Consider the following 16,980-nt stretch of genomic DNA (forward strand, 5'->3'; position numbering starts at 1 on the left):
CGTTTCAGGCCGCGCGTTTGCTTTTCATTTTTTCCATGAACCGTCCGAAGATTTCAATCTGTTTGACGATGTGCGGCGCATATTTGGCGACAAAAGCGTCATCCAGCACTTCCCCGCCCTGATAGGCTTTCAGCGCTGCCGCTCCGTCATAATCACAGCCGGACAAACGCAGGGTCAGCACGTCGGGTTCCTCCCCAAAAGCGCTCCCCGGCAGCGTGGCCAGATCATATTCCCTTAGCAGATGTTCATGTAAATCCTGGGAAGTCCGGATTCCATGAGAAGCCAGTTCTTCGCGGAAAAGGCTGAAATCCGGATAATTGTAAAAGGCCCCTTGCGCCCCGCTGCAGGTAATCCCCAGATCCTTCAACCCTTGAGATATATATTTATTCATCACGGCATGCACATCCCTGCAATCGTCGATGTGCTTTTCGATATCCTCATATCCTTTATAGGCCTCGATTGCCGCCACCTGAACGGGGGCCGGCACACAGGACCATGTCTCGCTGATGAAACGGCACAGCGCGCCCTGCAGACCTTCCACGCCTTTGGGGATAAACCCGACCCCCAAACGCCAGCCGCCCAGAGAGAGATGCTTCGATAGTCCCGTTGTCACAGCCGTGTTTTCCGGCGCATGCGGCGCGATGGACGAATAGTCGCGGTCAAAGGAAACACGTCCGTAAATTTCATCGGAAATAATCAAAACGCCTTCGTCCTGACAGACCTTGGCGATCCCCGGAAGCTCCTCTTCAGGAATGGTCAGACCTGTCGGGTTGTTCGGATAATTCAGGATAATTTTCGTGGGGTTTTTGCCCTCTTCACGCGCCTTGTGAATCGCGTTTTTAAGATCTTCCGGAGAAAGATGATATCCCGCATCGTCCAGCGTTGTCGGCACTTTGACGACGGCCGTGCCGATCAGTTTCGCCTGCGGTTCGTAACTTACCCAGCTCGGCACCGGCATCAGCAAATCCCCTTTAATGGCCACCTGAAGGGCATAAAGGATCAGCTTGCTTCCCGGCGCAACAATCACATCGCACGCATCCACATAATCGCCCAGAAAGGGGCGGTAATATTCACGCACTGCTTTCAGGAGTTCCGGCAGTCCGGCGGATTGTATATATTCCTTACGCCCGGCCGCAGCCCCCAGCGCTTTTTGAAGACGTTCAGGCACCGGGAACGGAGACTCGCCAAAGCCCATATGATAAACCGTTTCGCCGCTTGCCCGTTTTGCCCAGACCAGTTCGTTTGCCCACAACGTCGGGGAAAGGGGGATGGATTCAACCGCTTCGGAAAGTTCAATCATGGACGTGCACCTCTTCTTTAATTTCTATTGTTTTATCTCTATTGCTTCGATTTCGGCAAAAAAACTATCTCTCCCGCAAAATCGCGTCAACAAAACTTTATGCTGCGCTGCTTCCCCTCAATCGGGCACAAAAACGGTTTAACGGAGGAAACTGGCCGCAAAGCGTTCGGCGCGCCCGAGATCGCGGTCCAGCGCGGCCATGGTTTTCGACATATCGGGGCTTTTGTCCTCGCGCCAGCAGCGCAAAAGGTTCAGGTAAAGGCCTGTGAGGCCCGCCACCTTGACGGCGCCGGATATCCCGTCTGTCGACACGCCGGCCGCTTCCAGCATCCAGCTCATGGACCGCCCAAGATGGGGAAGCGAAATAACCGCCTCTTTGGGGGCCAGTTTAAAAGAGCACAGGATGGAAACAATGGCGTCCCGGTCTTCATTCAGGAGGTCGAAACGCTCCATCAACAGATCAAAAAGGCGCTCGCGCGGGCTCTCCTCCGAAGCGCTCTCCCCGACGGCTTCCAGAACCTTCCGGTCCAAAAGGCGTCCGTAAGCGATTAAAATATCCGTCTTGTCGGCAAAATCGTCATGGATCTCCAGCCGCTCAAACCCCGCCGCTTCGGCGATCTCCGCAAGCGTAACATGCTCCCATCCGCGCGTTTTCGCCAGATCGAAGGCCGCTTTTATCACTTTCTCCTTTACGGTTTTTTTTGTAGTGGCCTTTTTAACCATATCCCTTGTTTTCTCTGATCTTTCCGATAAAAATCAAGCATAGCGGAATTTATACAAAAAGGAAGTCTCATGCCCAATACAAAATACGGTCTTGTTGCCATTGGAAACGCCCTTGTCGATGTCCTGGCCCACGCCAGCGACGAATTTATCAAAGCTCAGGATAAAAAACACGGAATGAAAAAAGGCACGATGACCCTGATAAACCAGAACCGCGCCGTGCAGCTTTACGGCGAAATGGGCGCGGGCGTGGAAGTATCGGGCGGCAGCGCCGGGAACACCATAGCCTGTTACGCGTCTCTCGGCGGCAAAGGCGCCTATATCGGCAAAGTGGCCGGCGACCAGCTCGGCGAAGTTTTCGCGCATGACATGCGCGCCATGGGCGTTCACTACGATACGGTGCCTCTGGCGTTCGGAGCCCCGACCGGACGCTGTATGATTCTCGTGACGCCGGACGGTCAGCGCACCATGAACACCTGTCTGGGCGCGGCCGTGGAACTCCATCCGGACGACATCGACGAAGAGCTGATTTCCAATACGGCCGTGACGTATCTGGAAGGGTATCTCTTTGATCCGCCGCATGCGAAAGAAGCTTTCATCAAATCTGCGGAAATTGCGCATAAAGCCGGCCGGAAGGTTGCCCTGACCTTATCCGATCCCTTTTGCGTGGACCGCCACCGTGAGGATTTCAAAGACCTCGTGGACGGACATGTTGATATTCTTTTCGCCAATGAAGAAGAAATCAAATCCCTCTATGAAGTGTTTGAATGGGATCAGGTGCCTGCCATTCTGGATCAAAAATGCGAAATCGCCTGCCTGACGCGCAGCGAACAAGGCTCTGTCATCCTGAACGGGGACGATATATACGACATCCCCGCCAAAGCCGTGGAAGAGGTGGTTGACACGACCGGCGCCGGGGACGCCTACGCCGCCGGATTTTTATACGGCTACACGAACGGATACGCGCTGGACCTGAATATGTGCGGAAAAATCGGCGCCATTGCCGCAGCGGAAGTCATCTCGCATATGGGGCCGCGGCCGGAAAAAACACTGGCCGACCTTCTCCCGAAAAAGGCCGCTTAAAAGCGGCGCGACAACAGAGAAACCATGCGAACGATTTTTTTCCTCTTATCTCTGGTTTTCTTCTCTTTGCCTGCCGCTGCCGCCGAGCATTACGGCCTCGCGATGGTCGGGGCGCCGAAATACGGCCCCGAAGACACCCATCTGGATTATGCCAGACCCGACGCGCCCAAGGGCGGCACCCTCAAAGAGGCGGCAATCGGCACGTTCGATACACTCAACCCCTTCTCTATCAAAGGCAAGGCCGCCAATGGGCTGGAACTTACCACGGACCGCCTGATGGCACGGGTATGGGACGAACCCTTCACGATGTATCCGTTGATCGCTGAAAAAGTCGAGGTGCCGGAAGACCGCTCTTCCATAACCTTCTTTCTAAATCCCAGGGCGCGCTTCCATGACGGCAGCGCCATCACGTCCGACGATGTTTTGTTTTCCTTTGAAACCCTCCGCGAACAAGGCCGTCCGAACATGCGCCGGATTTACGCTCTGGCATCAGCGCAAAAAATAGACGACCGCACCGTAAAATTTTCTTTTTCAAAAGGCTACGACCGCGAAACCGTCATGATTTTTGCGCTGATGCCCGTGCTGTCCAAAACGTGGTGGACGGGCAAAACGTTCGACGCCACGATGCTCGACCCGCCCTTAAGCAGCGGCCCCTACAAAATTTCCGACATCGATGCCGGGCGGAAAATTGCATATGAGCGCGTAAAGGATTACTGGGCGGCGGACCTTCTGCCCCGCAAAGGGCATAATAATTTCGACCGGATCGAATACGAATATTACCGGGATAATTCCGTGGCGTTTGAATCTTTTAAAACCGGTGACCTGAATTTCCGGCGCGAATGGGATGCGGGCATCTGGAACAGCGCCTACGATTTTCCCGCCGCAACGAATGAGCAGGTAAAGCGGGAACGTCTGAAACATGGAAGGCCCGACCGCGTGCGCGGCTTTATCTTTAACACGCGCCGCCCTCCTTTTGACGATATCCGCGTGCGCGAAGCCCTAGGCCTTCTTTTTGATTTCGACTGGGTCAACAAGACCCTTTATCACGGCGAATATAAACGCATCGACAGCTTCTTCCCGAACACGGATCTGGCGGCCGCCCCGCAGGAACAAAAAGAGATAACGGATCGCCGCACGCTGATGCGTCTGGCAGACCAGAAATTGAAAGACGCCGGATGGGTTGTCGAAAACGGCAAACGCATTCATGAAAAAAGCAAAAAATCTTTCGAATTCGAAATCCTGCTGGACGATCCGTCCCAGGAAAAACTTGCCCTTGCCCTTGTCCGCAATCTGGAGCGCATGGGCATATCCCCCCGCGTGCGGGTGCTGGACAGCGCGGCCTTTCGCGGGCGCCTGAACGAATACAATTTCGACATGATTCTGTATTACTGGCTTTCCACCCTTTCTCCGGGAACAGAGCAATATCTCTACTGGTCCTGCGAATCGGCAAACCAGCCCTCCCGGTGGAATTATGCCGGGATTTGCGATCCCGAAATCGACAGGCTGGCCAAAACCATCCCCACAGCCCGGACCCGGGCGGAGCTTGTGGAAAACGTCCGCGCCCTTGATGCGGCCCTGATGGCCGGAAACTATATGATCCCCCTCTATTACAATCCGCAGGATTACGTGGCTTACTGGCCCCCGGTCCAAAGGCCGGACAAAACGCCGCTCTACGGGATAACTGTTGAAACATGGTGGATGGATCGGGGGATAACCCCGAAACAGGATTGAGCCGGTGACGGGGGGTTGCTATCCTCTCCTTCACAGGCGTGATTCACAAGGAAATGACCAGATTTATGCGCGGTAAAATTATAATTCTTGCTTTGTCTACTGCGACTCTTGCGGGTTGCAACATGTATCCCCGCTTGGAGGACGCACAATACTGGCAGCGCAAAAGCGCCACCTCCGCTCTTTACCTGCAAGGCCCCAAGGCCCAGCAATCCCTCCATCAGGACATCGCCACATGCACCAATGAGATTGCGGAGCTCCAGCGCCTGAGTGCCGTGCGCGCCGCCACGCGCGGGGAAACATTTCAGGGACGCGTGCCGGATCGGGACACGCCGGAGGGCCGGATGGCCGGATGGGAAACGCCGGAGCGCGATGGATATCTGCGCGCGGAACATTCGGATTATCACGATTTCGAAACCTGCATGGACAGCAAGGGGTGGGAGCGGATGGAGTACCTCCCCTATGCCGAGGCCGACAAAGCCCGCAGCGACTACGCTCGCAAGCGCCGGGTTAAAAAAGCCGGAAGCCGTGAAAATGTCGAAAGCATTCACTCCGCCTCCCAGAACCCCGCGCCGTATAAAAACCTGAACGACTAAAGCGCGGGAAAGATTCCGCGGAGAATTTTGTTGTTGCTTTCCGTCTGGGCCGGCGAATTTCCGTTTGTAAGCTTTCCTCTGGATGTAGAGATACGGAATGCAATAGTCGCTGCAATGAGTTCCTCGGCTTCTGGTGAAAAATGAAACGCTCTGGCAGCCTCCGAGAAATCGCCGTGCCGCGACTCCATAGCGCTGCCCATTTTACACAAAGCCGCATCCAGTTCTTCCGCTTTTTCTACTAACGCATTCCTTTTCATCGTAAAACTATCCTTCAAATACCCCTTAAAATCCAGAGGAAAACTTTATATTACGCCAAGAAAGACTTGACGATATGTAAAGCTTATATTAGCGTCGCCTCAATTTAAAAAACAAATATATAACGAATATAGAGGGAAATGTGTCTCATGAGTACAAGAACAGATAATATGAAGGCGTTCGGCGCGTCTGCTGCCGTGACCGCCCTTGGTGTAGGCGGCACGCTCGCGGCTCTTTCCACCCGTTCTTTTGTCCCGGCGGCTATTGTGACTCTGGCTTTTCTGACGGTCGATTTTTTAACCGTTTCTGCCGTTAAAACCTGTTACGGCTCGACAAAATCGGCTCTGATCGGAATGGCAGGAGGCACACTGGCGGGGGTCGGCGGAATAGCGCTGGCCTTTAATGTCGGCGCCGCAAATCCAGACGACATGGATGCCTCCGCGCCGTTGGAACCGCAGACAATGGAAACGCAGGGTCCTTGCCCGCAAGCGCTTCCGACGCTTCGCGCAAAAGCCTGCCCCCTTCCGGCTCAAAGCCCTAAGTAACCGTCCATTACAGGCTCCTTGCATTTATCTCAGGAAAAACTTGACAATATGTAAATATTTGTTAGGCTTGGCCTCTTTTCGGGATTTGAGTACGAGGCGTTTTACGATGGAAATGACAAACAACACAAAAGCGTTTGCGGCTTCAGGCATTCTGAGCAGCATTTTTGGCGCCGTTGCACCTTTGGGCGCGGACAGGATAGCAAAAGCTTTCGTTGATAACTTCATGGCAACAGGGGCCGTTCAGCTTTCCGTTCTTGTAACCGCTGGCGTTGGTCTTGTCAGCTTTACGCTCGCAAACATCTGGGCCGTTTCTGCCGTTAACGAGCGTTACAAAGCCTTCAAGGCTGCCGCTTACGGCGGCGTAACGGGCTTTGCCGCGGGAATGGCCCTCTCCCTGTCCGTATCGTCCACAGACTCGAACAATATAGATGTCTCTGCCCCTGCAAACCGTCAAGGCTACGCCCCTGTTCAAAGTTTTCAGGCGCCTTTTAAAATACCCCTTCCGGCTCCCAGACAAATATTGATATAGCGATGCCGGTATAATTTAGGCCGCTTTTTTCAGGCCGTTCCAGAACGTTGAAATGTCTTCCTGAACGCGCGCGACCGTCAGGCTCCTCATCAGGGAGTCTCTGGTCGTTTCCGGCGCATAGCCTTCAAAATCCGTCAATTCGTCATAGGTTTCCGGCGTGCTCACATAAATCGTATGTGCGCCCCACGGGGCATAAAGATGCGGATAAGACGGCCCGAACAATCCCGCCGTCGGCACGCTTGCCGCCGCCGCCGCATGCATCAGGCCGGAATCGTTGCCCACATAAAGGCTGCACCGCGCCAGCGCCGCCGCCACTTCTCCCGGATTTCCCTTCGCAATCCCGTCAATCCGGCGCCCTTCCGGCACAGAGGCCAAGACCGGCCTTGCCTGATCTTCTTCCCCCGGCGCGGCAAAAACCGCCACGCGCGCGCCCGGCAAAGGCCCCTTTGGCCCTGTAATCCAGGCAATAAGCTCGATATAGTTTTCCGGCGGCCAGCTCTTCCCGATCCAGTTCGCCGACGGCCCGACGCCCAGAACGGGGCCGCCCTTCGGAATGAGCGCCTCGGCGAAGGCTTCCTGCGCCTTTGTGAAATAGAGCTTCGGAGACGGCGCTTTCTCCAGTTTCATAACGGCGGCGGCCTGCACCACCTTGTGCGCGGATTTATCGATATGGCGCCCGAAGATATAGCGCCGCTTTGCGCGGATCAGCCGGGACACCGCGCTGTTGCGCAAATCCACCACCATGTCCCAGCGCGTGCCGGCCACCCGTTTCCACAGCTTCATCCAGTGGCCGCCGCGCCGTTCCTTTTTCAGGGCCAAAACGGCTTCCACATTCGGAAACCCTTCAAACAGACTCGCCGGCAACGGGCCACAGGCCACCGTCACCTTTCCTTCCGGATATGTCACCAGCAGGTCATTCAAAAGCCCTGTCGATAAAACAGCATCGCCAAGGCGCGTAGATGTGATAAAAAGAATCTTCATGGATATGCACTCAACCCCATTCTTTACCAAATTACAAGCCAGAGGTCTCATCCATATTGAAGGAACGGACCGGCATGACTTCCTGCAAGGTTTAATCTCAAACGACATTCACAAACTGTCTGCCGGACATCTTCTCTATGCCTGCCTGCTCACCCCGCAGGGGAAGTTCCTGCATGATTTCTTTATACAGGAAGGCGATGGTTTCCTCCTGCTGGATTGTGAAGGCGGCGCACGCGCGCGGGATTTATATCAACGCCTGAACACGTACCGCCTGCGGGCGGACGTCCGGCTTTCAATCGAAGAAGACAATTCCGTTTACGCGGTTTTCGGCTTCAAAGAAGGGCTGCCGGACCCCCGCCACCCCGATATGGATTTCCGCAGCTTTGAAAAACCGGATATGGAAGAAAAGCCTTTCGCGGAATGGGACCGCCGCCGGATTACGCTTGGCATTCCGGACGGAAGCCGCGATATGGAAGTCGAACGTTCAACGCTCCTTGAATGCCGCATTGACAAGCTCAATGGCATTGACTGGAACAAAGGCTGTTATATGGGACAGGAACTCACGGCGCGCACGCATCATCGCGGTCTTTGCAAAAAACATCTTGTGCCTGTAAAACTAAACGCTCCCGCACAGCCCCCTTTCACAGATATTGAAATCTGCGGAAAAATAGTTGGCAACATGCGATCTTCCTGCGGCGATATCGGATTGGCGCTTTTAAAAGATGAACATATTAAAAATATGAAGGAAAATAAAAATGGTAACCTCATCCCACTATAGTCGTTTGGCTTTGCTTTCTGACAAGGCACAAGCGACGACGAGTGGATGACCCACTTGAGGAGCACAGTAACGATGTCAGAAAGTAAATGCAAATGACTAGAGTCCAATATGTCTTCTGGGACAGTGACAACACGCTGGTCGATACGGCGGAGCATCACTGGCGCAAGCATTTTGAAACGCTCAAAAAACATGACATTGCGTTAGGCGACCAATACCGCCGGCACATTTACGAAAATAACGGCGTTCAAAACTGGGAGTGGCTCACGGAAGAACTGGGCCTCAGCATACCCTGCGAAGATTATCTGGACGAAATAGATGGTTGGTATATCGATCATATCGGTGAGATTAATGTACGCCCCGGCATTGCCGAAGCCCTTGATTATTTTGAAGGGAAGAATATCCCGCAAGCCGTCGTTTCAAACGGCCGCCGCCGCTCCGTCATGGCGGCGTTAGAGGCCAAAGACATTTCCCCGCGCATGAAATTTATCCTCTGCAAGGAAGATTACGAAGGCCGAAAACCCGACCCCTCCCCTTACCTCACCGCCCTGCGCAAGATGGAAGAAATCACAGGGCAAAAAATCGATCCCGCCGCCTGCCTTGTGATTGAGGACGACCCTCTGGGCGTACAGGCCGGAAAGGCCGCCGGCATGCAGGTTCTCCACCGCCCTATGGGGGATGATAGCGATATCGTCCTTGAACCGCTTTTTTGAATATCTGTATATTTTATTGACATAAGATATCGCTCGCACTATAAAACTACGAAAAAGGAGTCAAAAAATGAGTAGAATTGCAGGAACATCCATGGCCCTGTTGCTTCCCTTTTCCGTTGCGACAACAGCTCTGGCTGAAACGACGGCAACTATCGTTATGTCTGATAATAGAGGTATAACGTCCTTTACCAGAACCGTCGCTAATGACAAAGCATGTTTGGAAATGGGACAAATGCACACAAATGGAACCGGCAGATACTCAACTGTTTCGTGCGAGACTGACGGAAAAGTTACTTACCATTCATGCCTCTCCACAACCCCGGACAATCGTGGGTTGCCTACGTGCAAAAAACTAGAGCCTTAATATCTGCACAGGACTAAGCCGCTTTTTTAACCTCTGCGGCGTCAGGCTTTTTTCCGTTTTGCCTGATCGCCTCCTGCGCGGCGGCAAGGCGGGCGATGGGCACGCGGTAAGGCGAACAGGACACATAATCCAGCCCCACCCCTTCGACGAACGCGATAGAGGAGGGGTCGCCCCCATGTTCCCCGCAAATACCGAGCTTCAGGCCCGGTTTCGTTTTCCGTCCTCCCTGCGCGGCGATATCGACAAGCTTGCCGACGCCGCTCCGGTCCAGACGCACAAAGGGGTCATAGTCCAAAATGCCCTGTTCGATATAAGCGGGCAGGAATTTTCCGGCATCGTCCCGGCTGACGCCAAAGGTCGTTTGCGTCAGGTCGTTCGTGCCGAAGCTGAAGAAGTCCGCATATTCGGCAATATCCTCCGCGACCAGCGCCGCGCGCGGCAATTCGATCATGGTGCCGACCAGATATTCCACGCGTTTTCCCTGTTCTTCAAAGACGGCCTCGGCCGTTTCTTCAACGAGCGCCCGGAGAATTTCAAGCTCCTTCGGCGACGCAATCAACGGGATCATGATTTCCGGCACGGCGCCGGTTTCGATGGCGGCTTCAAAAATGGCGCGCACCTGCATCTCGTAAATTTCGGGATAGGTAATCCCCAAACGGCAACCCCGGTGCCCCAGCATGGGGTTGGCTTCGGCCAGTTCGCCCAGACGGCGATGCACCTGATCTTCCTGAAAGCCCGCCGCTTCGGCGAAGGTTTTAATATCGCCCGCTTCATGCGGCATAAATTCATGCAAAGGCGGATCCAGCAGGCGGATGGTGACGGGCCGCGCGCCCATAATTTCAAAAAGCTCTACAAAATCCCCGCGCTGCGCGGGCAAAAGTTTGGCGACGGCGTCCCGGCGGTATTGCGCATTGGTGGCAAAAATCATTTCACGCACATGCTGGATTCGCTCCGGATCGAAGAACATATGCTCCGTCCGGCACAGCCCGATCCCTTCGGCGCCAAATCCCACGGCCGTTCTGGCATCCAGAGGCGTTTCGGCATTGGTGCGGACTTTCATCCGCCGCGCCTTGTCGGCCCAGCCCATAACGGCGGCAAAATCGTCGGAGAGTTCGGGGTCGATCGTGGCCACTTCGCCAAGCATGACTTCCCCGGTAGAGCCGTCGATCGTGATGGTTTCTCCAGCCTTTATTTCCACGCCCTCGATACGCATCACGCCGGATTTATAATCAATCGAAATCGCCCCGGCGCCCGCGACACAGGCACGCCCCATTCCGCGCGCCACAACAGCGGCGTGGGACGTCATCCCGCCGCGCGTCGTGAGAATTCCCGCCGCCGCATGCATGCCGTGAATATCTTCCGGCGATGTTTCCACGCGGCAAAGAATAACCTTGTGCCCGGCGCCGGCCTTTTTTTCCGCCTCGTCTGCGCTAAAGACGATTTCGCCGGAAGCCGCGCCCGGAGAGGCAGGCAATCCTTTCGCGACAATCTGTTTATGCGCCATAGGGTCCAGCGCCGGGTGAAGAAGCTGGTCCAGAGATTGCGGATCCAGCTTCAAAAGAGCTTCCTCTTCCGTTATCAGCTTTTCACCTACCATATCGACGGCGATTTTAAGCGCGGCGGCCGCCGTGCGTTTTCCCGTGCGCGTCTGCAGCATGAAAAGCTTTCCTTTTTGCACGGTGAATTCAACATCCTGCATATCGCGATAATGTTTTTCCAGACGCGCCCGCACATCGCAAAGCTGCGCAAAAACGTCCGGCATGGTTTCTTCCATCGCGGGCAGTTCGCTGCCTTCTTTTTCCTTGCCCTTCAGGGTCAGGGATTGCGGCGTGCGGATGCCGGCCACCACGTCTTCGCCCTGCGCATTGATGAGATATTCGCCGTAGAAATAGTTTTCCCCTGTGGAAGGGTCGCGTGTAAATGCCACGCCGGTCGCACAATCGTCCCCCATATTGCCAAAGACCATGGACTGGACATTTACGGCAGTGCCCCAGTCCGAAGGAATATCATGAATGTGCCGGTAGGTTACCGCGCGCGGCACCATCCATGATCCGAATACGGCGCCGATCGCGCCCCAAAGCTGCTCATACGGATCTTCCGGAAAGGGTTTCCCCAGTTCTTTCCTAACCATTTCCTTGTAAAGCCCGACAATTTTTTCCCAGCCTTCGGCTGTGACGTCCGTATCTTCGCTGATATCTTCATCGCGCTTGTGCTGCTCCAGAATCTCTTCGAAGTCGTGGTGTTCCAGCCCCATGACCACATCCCCGTACATCTGGACAAAACGGCGGTAGCTGTCCCACGCAAACCGCGCATCGCCGGATTTTTTTATCAGGCCCTGAACCGTTTTATCATTCAGGCCCAGATTCAAAACCGTATCCATCATCCCCGGCATGGACACCCGCGCGCCGGACCGGACTGAAACGAGGAGAGGATTTTCCGCGCCGCCGAATGTCATCCCCATTTGGGCTTCCACAGCCGCCAGGGCACCCTCGACCTGCGCCTTGAGGTCATCGGGATAATTTTTATCGTTCTCGTAAAAGGCCGTGCAGACCTCCGTCGTAATCGTAAATCCGGGGGGGACAGGAAGCCCTAACGCCGCCATTTCCGCAAGATTGGCCCCTTTTCCGCCCAAAAGATTGCGCATGTCCGATTTGCCTTCGGTCTTGTCTTTACCGAAGCTGTACACCCATTTGGTCATTGGTCATCCCTTTACCGTTGAAACGCTTGCCTGAAGTGAGTCTGACCCTATTATTTTTCGCCCCAAAAACCAAGAAAATTTTTAACTATGGAAAATTTTAACACAATATTAATCTTTGTATTTTACAAAGTTAAACCTTCTAAATAACAAACTTTAAGGGAAAGTAACGCGTAGAATGACTGGTCAGGACAAACTGGAAGGATTCAAATGCCCCAAGGAAGAACTTCTCAAACTCTGGGACATGAAAACAGACCTGCTGAATGCCACGGCGGAAGAAAAAGCCGAAGCGACTCTGGCAACCATAGCCGTTGAAAATAACGTTTTTGCCCTGATTCCGGTGTTTGAACCTTTGAAAGAAGGGCTTCCACCGAATTTCGACCAAAGCATCCTCCAGACGCATCTGAGCAAACTCCAGCTTTTTGCAAAAGCGCCCTTTGGCCCGTGCATTGAAGGTCATTCAATTGCCAAATCTTTGGTCCGCAAGGCGCTTGTCACTTTTTCCGTCCGGTATGCCGATGTGTTTCGACAAAACAACTTAACCTTCACCCTCTAGGTTTTTTACGAGCATCAGGCAGAAATCATCGTCTGCCGGCAGTCGCTGTCCGTGAGAAACGGAGGCGCGGTCATATGTCACGCCGTTGCCGTCCGGCCTGTAGCCCATCTTGGTATAAAGCCGCTGCGCAGGACCATATTTTTTGGTAAGGCCCACGCTCACGCCAATGCTCTCACATTTTTTTTCGCGGGCCAGCGCTTCGCATTTCAGGATAAGCGCTGTGGCCACCCCTTTTTGCCGCATGTCCGGCAGGACGTTTAAATCCTGGATTTCCGGAAAGCCCAGTTTTCTATACAGGGCATATTTCGGCCGCCAGTTCAGTATGCCAAAGCCCGCCGTCCTTCCTTCGAAATCGGCCATTAAAATGGTCCGTCCCTCTTCAAGGGAGCGCTCAAAATACCCCTCGTCTTTTCGTCCCATCGCCTCATAAATCGCGTACAGGCAGGGAACATCTGCCAATATCGCCGTTCGTATTTCAATCACAGCGCTCTCCCTTCCCGCAAGACAAGATCCGCTTCCTTCGTATCCTTTCCGTTTTTTTCATGCAGGATCACTCCTGGATGAAGAATGGCGCCGCCTTTGCGATCCTTGCGCGCGCGGATAATCATGCGTTTGGCGGGCGCGCCCGCTTTGGGCCAAAGGGGAATAATCTCTATGTCCCCGAAACGTTTTCCCATGGCCCGTATCATCCGGTCTGCCGCGTCTGCGCGGTGGATCATGGTCAAGGACCCTTTGGATTTCAAATTCCGAAATCCCGCGTCAATCCAGTCGCTCACCGACAACGCTTCCTCTTCATGCCCCATGGCAACGGCCTTTTCCGGCCGCGGCGAAGGGCTGTGATGTCCGGCCTCCAGATAAGGGGGATTGCAGATCACATGATTGAACGGGGCCGCCGATTGATACCGGCGAATATCATCACAAACAAACTCGGCGCGGCCTTCCATTTTATTCAACCCGATATTTTCCTCTGCAAGCGCTACGTGGCTGTCCTGAAGCTCCACGCCCGTTAGCTGCGTTCCGGCCACGCGCCACAGCACACAAAATCCGGCGCCGCCCACACCGCACCCCATATCCAGAAACGTCTCGCCTTCCTTTATGGGGCACGCCGCCGCAAGCATCACGGAATCCATGGACGTGCGAAATCCTTCCGCCGGCTGCAAGAGCCTGACCTTTTTATTCAAAACATAAATTTCACGCATATCTGCCATAATATCTTGCCGAACACGCCTGAGTGGTTTAATTCAGAAACCTATGACAGCTTTAAACCCCAAAGCGCCCGAAACCGCAAGTCCGACCGCAACGCCGCTCGACCGGCTGCAGGAAGTCATGGCAGCGGATATGACCTGCGTCAACGAAATGATTATCGAGCGCATGGCCTCGCCCGTGCCGCTCATTCCGGAACTTGCTGGCTATCTGATCGCGGCGGGCGGCAAGCGCATCCGCCCTCTTCTGACCTTGGCGGCCACCTCTCTCTATGACGGCGACATGGCCCGTGCGCAGCGTCTGGCCACCGCTGTGGAGTTTATTCATACGGCCACCCTTCTCCATGATGACGTCGTGGACGAAAGCGACAAGCGGCGGGGGCAGGACTGCGCCAATATTGTTTTCGGCAATGAAGCGAGCGTGCTGGTCGGGGACTTCCTTTTTTCCCGTGCCTTTCAATTGATGACGGAGGATGGGTCTTTGGATGTGCTGCGCATTTTATCCAATGCCTCGGCGGTGATCGCGCAAGGAGAGGTCCTGCAACTCTCCACCCGGAACAATCTGGACACGACGATGGATAATTATCTGGACGTCGTGAAAGGAAAAACCGCTGCGCTCTTTGCCGCCGCCTGCGAAGTCGGCCCCGTCATTGCCGGTGAAGAAAAAAAAGCGGATAAAAACGCCGCGCAAGCTTTGTGCGAATACGGCATGAATCTTGGCATTGCCTTCCAGATTTCCGACGATGTTCTGGATTACAATTCCGCGCGCGAAAAGCTCGGCAAGTCCGTCGGCGACGATTTCCGGGAAGGCAAAATGACCGCGCCCGTTATTCTCGCCTGTCAGAAAGGCAGTGCGGAAGAAAAAGCGTTCTGGCGGCGCACCTTCGCCGATAAAGTGCAAAGCGAAGAAGACCTGAAGACGGCGCAGGAGATTCTGGCGAAACATAACGCCCTTGAAGACGGGCTGGAGATCGCCCGCGCCTATGCGGCAAAAGCGCGCCTTGCGCTGGCCGAAGCGCCGGATAGCGAATTACGCGCGCTGCTGGACGATCTCGTTGACTTCACCGTCGAGCGGGAATATTAAAGACAGTTCGGGGTGTGGCGCAGTCTGGTAGCGCGCATCGTTCGGGACGATGAGGCCGGAGGTTCGAATCCTCTCACCCCGACCAGTGTTTTCAAGGGTTTCAGACTTTTTTAACTCCTTTCCCGGTTTTCTCTGGGGCAGTATCCGGGGCAGTCACGCCGTAGCGTAGCGAAGGCGAAGAAGAGGGACATGTTGCTGCTACGGCACGGCAAGCCAACAGAGCCTAAAAATCCGAAACTTGTTTGTCAAAAACAATAGACCATAAACTGGTTATAGCCACGGGTTATTTCTTTTTCTTTTTTTGTGAAGTTTTCTTTTTCGGGCAGGGATACACTTCGAACAAAGCCAGCGCCACGGCAGGTGCAGCGCTAAAAGGGTCGTGCTGGGCGTTTTTTTCCAGGTAGGCCAGCACAATGTTCTGAAGATCGCTCGTCTTCGCGGTATTGGGGACACACATATCCACGCTTGGCGACGTTCCCAAAGAGCGCAGCAGATCGTGATAGTCGATCACACCAGCAATATACGCCTGACAGGCCGTATGGCCCCGTTTCACTTTTTCGCCGCCGCCGCCGTCTTTTTTGCACAGCTCTAGAAGATAGGCGCCGGAAAAAAACGGTCCGTCTTCCGGCTGCGCCTGTGCGGGCAGGATAAAGACAAAAGCGAAACAAAGAAAAAGAAGAAAAAGACGAAACATCTGATTTTTCCGGTTATTTTTTGGCAGCGTCTTTTAACTGCTGCAAAACGGCAAAAGGAGAATCTTCAGGGTTTATTTTGGCTTCGGCCTTATAAACGCGCTCTTTATTCCGGTCTTCTCCGGGCTTGCCTTTTGGCTTTACTCTTTTGACCGCAGGTTTCTCTTTCGGTTTGGTTTTAAAATTCGGCTTGGACTTCGCGGTTTCGGTATGGATCGCCTTGCCGCGTTTCAGCCGGAATGTCGCCAGCTCCGGTTTTTCCTGCGGCTTGTTTTCCGCCGCCTGAGGCTCCGCTTTTTCTTCCTGCGGCTTGTTTTCCGCCGGATTTTCTTCCTCTGCTTTTGCCTCTTCCGCCTTTAATTTTTCCGCAATCTGTTCCTCAAGGGGATCGTGCGTTTTGACATGCCCCATCGCCTCCAGAACCTTATAGAGGTCGGCAATATTGCTCCCCAGCCATTCGGCCATCTGGTGCTGCGCCTGGAACTGCCCCTCTTTTGCGGCGTCATAGACCGCGCACACAACCCGGTCGAGCATATCCACACGGATCGCGCGCGGCCCGTAAACCGGATATCCGATACTGCGGTAGTAGTCTTTATCAATGTCCCGATCTTCGATTGAAAAAGAAACGATGCCGTCCGTCGGCACCTGCGCAGGCAAATCTTTGCCCTGCCAGAGCGTCAGAAGAAGGGCGCGCAAACGCACTGCCGCCGGTTTGTTGAGTTCCGGCAAAAAGACAAGAAGCGGGCCCATCCGTATTTTAAACCCGCGCAGGGCCTTCCTTTGTTCTTCATCGAAAGTCGAAATCAGGGACTGGAGGTCTTCGCGGGGCAGTATCCCCAGCGCGGTGAAAAGTTTCTCCAGCAGGGCCTTGGGATTTTCAGGAACGGTTTCAGACTCTTTCAGCTTAAACAAAGGCGTCAGAACGGTTTTGATATGCCGGTCCAGCCACCCTTGCACAAAAACGCGAACATCTTCTTTCGCCTCGCCTGTCTCATCAGAGATGTCAATCTCGGCCTTTGGCAGGGTCAAAGCATCTCCTTTGGTGACATGTCCTATCCTCACGCCGGGCAAAGGATTGCTGACCTCTTTTTGCCAGAAAATCTGCCCGTCTTCCGCGAGTTTAAACTGCGTATCTTTGGAACTCAGGATCATGGTTTCATTC

Annotated in this window: 18 protein-coding genes and 1 tRNA gene; 10 read left to right on the forward strand and 9 right to left on the reverse strand. The window is 54.2% G+C overall.

Annotation, left to right across the window (positions count from 1 at the left end; all coding sequences use genetic code 11):
- Positions 1-4: 4 nt before the first annotated feature.
- Together H6853_08770 and H6853_08775 are read right to left on the reverse strand one after the other, a co-directional pair.
- Positions 5-1,300 carry an aminotransferase class I/II-fold pyridoxal phosphate-dependent enzyme gene (locus tag H6853_08770; protein USO03598.1) on the reverse strand — a complete coding sequence of 432 codons (1,296 nt, stop codon included), beginning with the start codon at positions 1,298-1,300 and terminating at the stop codon, positions 5-7.
- A gap of 138 nt (positions 1,301-1,438) precedes the next feature.
- Positions 1,439-2,023: a TetR family transcriptional regulator gene (locus H6853_08775; GenBank protein USO03599.1), complete on the reverse strand. Its 585-nt coding sequence runs from the start codon at positions 2,021-2,023 to the stop codon at positions 1,439-1,441.
- A 69-nt stretch (positions 2,024-2,092) separates the two neighbouring features.
- Between H6853_08775 and H6853_08780 the strand changes: the two genes are divergently transcribed.
- The 3 genes from H6853_08780 (at position 2,093) to H6853_08790 (ending at position 5,427) form a co-directional block, all read left to right on the forward strand.
- Complete coding sequence (locus H6853_08780; GenBank protein ID USO03600.1) at positions 2,093-3,103, forward strand: adenosine kinase; 1,011 nt, start codon at positions 2,093-2,095, stop codon at positions 3,101-3,103.
- 24 nt (positions 3,104-3,127) lie between these two features.
- The gene (locus H6853_08785; GenBank protein USO03601.1) at positions 3,128-4,834 is read left to right on the forward strand and encodes an ABC transporter substrate-binding protein; all 1,707 of its coding nucleotides are present in this window, start codon (positions 3,128-3,130) and stop codon (positions 4,832-4,834) included.
- A gap of 122 nt (positions 4,835-4,956) precedes the next feature.
- The gene (locus tag H6853_08790; GenBank protein USO03602.1) at positions 4,957-5,427 is read left to right on the forward strand and encodes a hypothetical protein; all 471 of its coding nucleotides are present in this window, start codon (positions 4,957-4,959) and stop codon (positions 5,425-5,427) included.
- Here H6853_08790 and H6853_08795 read toward each other — a convergent pair.
- Positions 5,424-5,684, reverse strand: coding sequence for a hypothetical protein (locus H6853_08795; protein ID USO03603.1), 261 nt, complete (start codon positions 5,682-5,684; stop codon positions 5,424-5,426). The two genes, H6853_08790 and H6853_08795, sit on opposite strands and share 4 nt — an antisense overlap.
- 147 nt (positions 5,685-5,831) lie before the next feature.
- On the opposite strand from H6853_08795, the gene H6853_08800 reads away from it, so the two are divergent.
- Both H6853_08800 and H6853_08805 read left to right on the forward strand, forming a co-directional pair.
- Positions 5,832-6,227, forward strand: a complete 396-nt coding sequence (locus tag H6853_08800; GenBank protein USO03604.1) for a hypothetical protein — start codon at positions 5,832-5,834, stop codon at positions 6,225-6,227.
- Positions 6,228-6,339: 112 nt separating this feature from the next.
- The gene (locus H6853_08805; protein ID USO03605.1) at positions 6,340-6,756 is read left to right on the forward strand and encodes a hypothetical protein; all 417 of its coding nucleotides are present in this window, start codon (positions 6,340-6,342) and stop codon (positions 6,754-6,756) included.
- A gap of 15 nt (positions 6,757-6,771) precedes the next feature.
- Here the strand turns inward: H6853_08805 and H6853_08810 are convergent, their stop codons facing one another.
- Entirely contained in the window at positions 6,772-7,737 is a 966-nt protein-coding gene (locus H6853_08810; GenBank protein USO03606.1) for a glycosyltransferase family 9 protein, read from the reverse strand.
- A gap of 4 nt (positions 7,738-7,741) precedes the next feature.
- Here H6853_08810 and H6853_08815 point away from each other — a divergent pair, with 4 nt between their 5' ends.
- Entirely contained in the window at positions 7,742-8,515 is a 774-nt protein-coding gene (locus H6853_08815; GenBank protein ID USO03607.1) for a folate-binding protein YgfZ, read from the forward strand.
- A 92-nt stretch (positions 8,516-8,607) separates the two neighbouring features.
- Complete coding sequence (locus tag H6853_08820; GenBank protein USO03608.1) at positions 8,608-9,225, forward strand: HAD family phosphatase; 618 nt, start codon at positions 8,608-8,610, stop codon at positions 9,223-9,225.
- Between the two features lie 377 nt (positions 9,226-9,602).
- On the opposite strand, the gene H6853_08825 is transcribed toward H6853_08820, so the two are convergent.
- Entirely contained in the window at positions 9,603-12,287 is a 2,685-nt protein-coding gene (locus tag H6853_08825; GenBank protein ID USO03609.1) for a pyruvate, phosphate dikinase, read from the reverse strand.
- Positions 12,288-12,462: 175 nt separating this feature from the next.
- Between H6853_08825 and H6853_08830 the strand changes: the two genes are divergently transcribed.
- A complete protein-coding gene (locus tag H6853_08830; GenBank protein ID USO03610.1) occupies positions 12,463-12,840 on the forward strand; it encodes a hypothetical protein in 378 nt (125 codons plus the stop codon).
- Here H6853_08830 and H6853_08835 read toward each other — a convergent pair.
- Together H6853_08835 and H6853_08840 are read right to left on the reverse strand one after the other, a co-directional pair.
- Positions 12,823-13,323: a GNAT family N-acetyltransferase gene (locus tag H6853_08835; protein ID USO03611.1), complete on the reverse strand. Its 501-nt coding sequence runs from the start codon at positions 13,321-13,323 to the stop codon at positions 12,823-12,825. The two genes, H6853_08830 and H6853_08835, sit on opposite strands and share 18 nt — an antisense overlap.
- Positions 13,320-14,048, reverse strand: coding sequence for a methyltransferase (locus H6853_08840; GenBank protein USO03612.1), 729 nt, complete (start codon positions 14,046-14,048; stop codon positions 13,320-13,322). Before H6853_08840 ends, H6853_08835 begins: the two co-directional genes overlap by 4 nt.
- Before the next feature lie 43 nt (positions 14,049-14,091).
- On the opposite strand from H6853_08840, the gene H6853_08845 reads away from it, so the two are divergent.
- Together H6853_08845 and H6853_08850 are read left to right on the forward strand one after the other, a co-directional pair.
- Positions 14,092-15,126 carry a polyprenyl synthetase family protein gene (locus H6853_08845; protein ID USO03613.1) on the forward strand — a complete coding sequence of 345 codons (1,035 nt, stop codon included), beginning with the start codon at positions 14,092-14,094 and terminating at the stop codon, positions 15,124-15,126.
- Between the two features lie 8 nt (positions 15,127-15,134).
- Positions 15,135-15,211: transfer RNA gene (locus H6853_08850), tRNA-Pro, on the forward strand.
- A gap of 198 nt (positions 15,212-15,409) precedes the next feature.
- Here H6853_08850 and H6853_08855 read toward each other — a convergent pair.
- Positions 15,410-15,820 (reverse strand): hypothetical protein, encoded by a 411-nt coding sequence (locus tag H6853_08855; GenBank protein ID USO03614.1) that lies wholly within the window; start codon positions 15,818-15,820, stop codon positions 15,410-15,412.
- A gap of 13 nt (positions 15,821-15,833) precedes the next feature.
- Positions 15,834-16,970 (reverse strand): hypothetical protein, encoded by a 1,137-nt coding sequence (locus H6853_08860; protein USO03615.1) that lies wholly within the window; start codon positions 16,968-16,970, stop codon positions 15,834-15,836.
- Positions 16,971-16,980 lie beyond the last annotated feature (10 nt).

This window comes from Rhodospirillales bacterium (assembly GCA_023898765.1).
Taxonomy (GTDB): domain Bacteria; phylum Pseudomonadota; class Alphaproteobacteria; order Micavibrionales; family Micavibrionaceae.

Coding starts and splice junctions, on each gene's coding strand:
- H6853_08770 (USO03598.1), bottom strand. CDS start 1,300: ATGATTGAACTTTCCGAAGCGGTTGAATCCATCCCCCTTTCCCCGACG.
- H6853_08775 (USO03599.1), bottom strand. CDS start 2,023: ATGGTTAAAAAGGCCACTACAAAAAAAACCGTAAAGGAGAAAGTGATA.
- H6853_08780 (USO03600.1), top strand. CDS start 2,093: ATGCCCAATACAAAATACGGTCTTGTTGCCATTGGAAACGCCCTTGTC.
- H6853_08785 (USO03601.1), top strand. CDS start 3,128: ATGCGAACGATTTTTTTCCTCTTATCTCTGGTTTTCTTCTCTTTGCCT.
- H6853_08790 (USO03602.1), top strand. CDS start 4,957: ATGTATCCCCGCTTGGAGGACGCACAATACTGGCAGCGCAAAAGCGCC.
- H6853_08795 (USO03603.1), bottom strand. CDS start 5,684: ATGAAAAGGAATGCGTTAGTAGAAAAAGCGGAAGAACTGGATGCGGCT.
- H6853_08800 (USO03604.1), top strand. CDS start 5,832: ATGAGTACAAGAACAGATAATATGAAGGCGTTCGGCGCGTCTGCTGCC.
- H6853_08805 (USO03605.1), top strand. CDS start 6,340: ATGACAAACAACACAAAAGCGTTTGCGGCTTCAGGCATTCTGAGCAGC.
- H6853_08810 (USO03606.1), bottom strand. CDS start 7,737: ATGAAGATTCTTTTTATCACATCTACGCGCCTTGGCGATGCTGTTTTA.
- H6853_08815 (USO03607.1), top strand. CDS start 7,742: ATGCACTCAACCCCATTCTTTACCAAATTACAAGCCAGAGGTCTCATC.
- H6853_08820 (USO03608.1), top strand. CDS start 8,608: ATGACTAGAGTCCAATATGTCTTCTGGGACAGTGACAACACGCTGGTC.
- H6853_08825 (USO03609.1), bottom strand. CDS start 12,287: ATGACCAAATGGGTGTACAGCTTCGGTAAAGACAAGACCGAAGGCAAA.
- H6853_08830 (USO03610.1), top strand. CDS start 12,463: ATGACTGGTCAGGACAAACTGGAAGGATTCAAATGCCCCAAGGAAGAA.
- H6853_08840 (USO03612.1), bottom strand. CDS start 14,048: ATGGCAGATATGCGTGAAATTTATGTTTTGAATAAAAAGGTCAGGCTC.
- H6853_08845 (USO03613.1), top strand. CDS start 14,092: ATGACAGCTTTAAACCCCAAAGCGCCCGAAACCGCAAGTCCGACCGCA.
- H6853_08855 (USO03614.1), bottom strand. CDS start 15,820: ATGTTTCGTCTTTTTCTTCTTTTTCTTTGTTTCGCTTTTGTCTTTATC.
- H6853_08860 (USO03615.1), bottom strand. CDS start 16,970: ATGATCCTGAGTTCCAAAGATACGCAGTTTAAACTCGCGGAAGACGGG.